Genomic DNA, 2,968 nt, shown 5'->3' on the forward strand with positions numbered 1-2,968 from the left:
GACCTGCGGAAACACCTCCCTGATACCGGCCAGGACCAGCTTCGCGCCCGCCCGGTCCTGCACCGAGGCCGAGTGCACCACCGCCCGCAGCACGAGCCCGCAGGTGTCCACCAGCAGGTGCCGCTTGCGCCCCCGCACACGCTTGCCCGCGTCGTAGCCGATCGCCTCGCCGCCCTGGTGACTGCGGGCCGACTGCGAATCCAGCACCGCCGCCGACGGCTGCGGGTCGCGGCCGTCCGCCACCCGAACCCGGTCGCGCAGGGCATCGTGAACCCGGTCCCAGGTCCCGTCCGCCGTCCACGCACGGAACCAGCGGTAGGCCACGTCCCACGGCGCGAGGTCGTGGGGAACCAGCCGTCACGCACAGCCACTGACCAGCACGTACAACACCGTGTCCACGACCAGCCGACGCGGAAACTTCAACGGCCGCCCCGCCCGGCGCGGATCCCGCACCGGCAGCAACGGCTCTATCACCACCCACTGAGCATCCGTCAACGACGACCCGTAGGACGGCTTGCACGCACAGATACACATGGTGGTGATCTTCGCGGACGCCTCGACCGCGAAGATCACCACCAGCGCATCACGCCAAGCAGTTGATCAATCACCCAACACTTTCTCAGGGAGAACCCTGAGGGACCCCGCCGTCCCTCAGGGTTCTCCCGGGGTCGGTGGCCATGGCGGCCCGCCGCCCGCCCGTGGTCCCATCGGAGGCAGGGGGGCGAGCCAGGAACTCCGTCATACCAGGAGAGGCCAGGCCATCGGATGAACCACCGCACCATGCGCAGGACCAGCCGCCCCACCACCACGCCCGCGGCTGCCCGCCGCCGGCTCGCCGCCGTGCTCGCGGCCACCGCCGCGCTCACCCTCGCCGCCGTCCCGGGCCCCGCCGCCGCGGCGCCGCAGGAGGACGCCGACCCCCGACTCCAGTCGCGCTACGTCACCATGCCCGACGGCGTCCGCATCGCCGTCGACGTCTACCTCCCCGCCGGCACCGCCCCGGGCGCCGGCGCCGACCTGCCCACCGTCCTGACCGTGCAGCGCTACTGGCGCGCCCGGGCGGAGGCCGGCCGGAGCGGAGGCATCACCGAAGCCGCCCGCCGCTGGACCGCCCGCGGCTACGCTTACGTCACCGCCGACCTGCGCGGCACCGGCGCCTCCTTCGGCACCCTGACCTCCGAGCCCAGCGACGAGGCCGCCGCCGACGCCGGCCCGCTCAGCGACTGGATCGCCGCCCAGCCCTGGTCCAACGGCCGGGTCGGCACCACCGGCGATTCCTACGGCGGCGACACCGCCATGCTCGCGGCCTCCCTCGGCAACCACCACATCGCCGCCGCCGCGCCGATCTCCTACGACTTCGACGCCTACGAGGACCTGGCGCGCCCCGGCGGCCTGCTCATCGAACCCCGGCTCGCCCCGTACGCGATGCTGCTGCGCATCCTCGACGGCACCGGCGGCACCACCTGCGAGACCGACGAGGAGACCCGCAGGATCTGCGACCTCGTCGGACTGCACGGCGTCACCCCCCGCCCGGTGGACGGCCCGGACGGCCCCGCCCTGCTGGCCGCCGCCCGGGCCGAGCACGCCGGCAACGTCAATCAGACCGAGATGGCGCGCGCCGGTACTCACCGCGACTACCGGGACGGGCCCAAGGCCTGGAAGGCCGGCAGCGTCGCCGAGCGCACCGAGGCCATCGAGGCGGGCGGCGTGCCGGTGTTCACCAGGGCGGGCTGGCTCGACGCGGGCACCGCCAACGGCGTGCTCTCCCAGTTCAGCGCCCTGTCCAACACCCAGGACGACTGGATCGGCCCCTGGAACCACAGCGCCACCTGGTTCGCCGACCCGTTCCGCCCGGCCCGCCCGGTCACCGCCGCCGAACGCGAGGAGAACGATCAGCGCGTCGTCGCCTTCTTCGACCACTACGTGCGCGACGGAGCCCGCCCGGACGGCCGCCGCCGGGTGCACTACTACACCTTCAACGAGGGCACCTGGCGCACCACCGACCGCTGGCCGGTGGCCGGCACCCGCACCCGCCGGCTCCACCTCGGCCAGGACCACACCCTCGACCGCCGCCGCCCGGAGCGCGCCGGAACCGACCGGCTGGTCCTCGACCCGACCGCCGGCACCGGGGAGTTCGACCGCTGGAACACCAACCTCAGCGGCGATCAGGTCAGCTACCCCGACCGCGCCGCCGTGGACGCCAAACTGCTCAGCTACACCACGGCCCCGCTGACCGAGGACACCCGGATCACCGGCAGCGCCAAGGTCACCCTCGACGTCACCGGTCTGGCCGGCTCCGAGCGGGGCGCGCTGCACGCCTACCTGGAGCACGTCGCCCCGGACGGCCGCGTCACCTACCTCACCGAAGGCCAACTCTCCCTCACCGAAAGGGCCGTGGCCGACCGGGACGACAACCCCGACTGGCGCCGGCTGCGCACGCCCCGGACCTACGCCGCCGCCGACTCCGCACCCTTCCCGCAGGGCCGCGCCCAGCGCGTGGTGATCGACCTCCAGCCGGTCTCGGCGCTGTTCCGCGCGGGCGACCGGATCCGGCTCAGCATCGCCGCCGCCAACCCCGACTCCTTCGAACTGCTCCCGGCCGACGGCCGGGCCGCCTACCTGATCGGCCACGGCGGCGGGCGGGCCTCGACACTGGACCTGCCGGTGGTCGGCTGACCCCGGCGGGCCCGGCATCCCACTCTGAAACCCCGGTGATGTTCCTGCGGATGATCCACTAGTGTGACCGCCTGGCAGCCGGGGGGCGATGGTACTCGTGCGCGGCGCGCCGCTCTCATCAGCCGTCTCTTCGACGAGGAGGCACCCGCGCGTGTACCCAGGACTCTTCGCCCACTGGAAACTCACCAAGCCCTGACCGTGAACGACTGGACGATGGGAGCCGTGTGATCGGAGACGATCAAGCACGGTTCTGAGAGAGCCGGGGGGTGAGACTCCCCCCCGGCTACTCGCT

Annotated in this window: 3 protein-coding genes; 1 reads left to right on the forward strand and 2 read right to left on the reverse strand. The window is 73.2% G+C overall.

All coding sequences use genetic code 11. The annotated features are described in order from the left end of the window. Together ABT238_RS38890 and ABT238_RS38895 are read right to left on the reverse strand one after the other, a co-directional pair. Positions 1-324, reverse strand: a 324-nt coding sequence (locus ABT238_RS38890; protein WP_502891503.1) for a transposase, incomplete at its 3' end; no start/stop codon positions are given. A 33-nt stretch (positions 325-357) separates the two neighbouring features. After that, on the reverse strand, positions 358-576 hold the full coding sequence (locus tag ABT238_RS38895) for a transposase (protein ID WP_502891504.1): 219 nt from the start codon (positions 574-576) through the stop codon (positions 358-360). Between the two features lie 204 nt (positions 577-780). On the opposite strand from ABT238_RS38895, the gene ABT238_RS38660 reads away from it, so the two are divergent. Next, positions 781-2,676, forward strand: a complete 1,896-nt coding sequence (locus tag ABT238_RS38660) for a CocE/NonD family hydrolase (protein ID WP_350807370.1) — start codon at positions 781-783, stop codon at positions 2,674-2,676. Positions 2,677-2,968 lie beyond the last annotated feature (292 nt).

It is taken from the genome of Kitasatospora sp. NPDC001527, from assembly GCF_040298605.1.
Taxonomy (GTDB): Bacteria; Actinomycetota; Actinomycetes; order Streptomycetales; family Streptomycetaceae; genus Kitasatospora.

What these genes read in the sequence shown, in the direction of transcription:
- ABT238_RS38660 (WP_350807370.1), top strand. Translation starts at nt 781, where the DNA reads ATGCGCAGGACCAGCCGCCCCACCACCACGCCCGCGGCTGCCCGCCGC.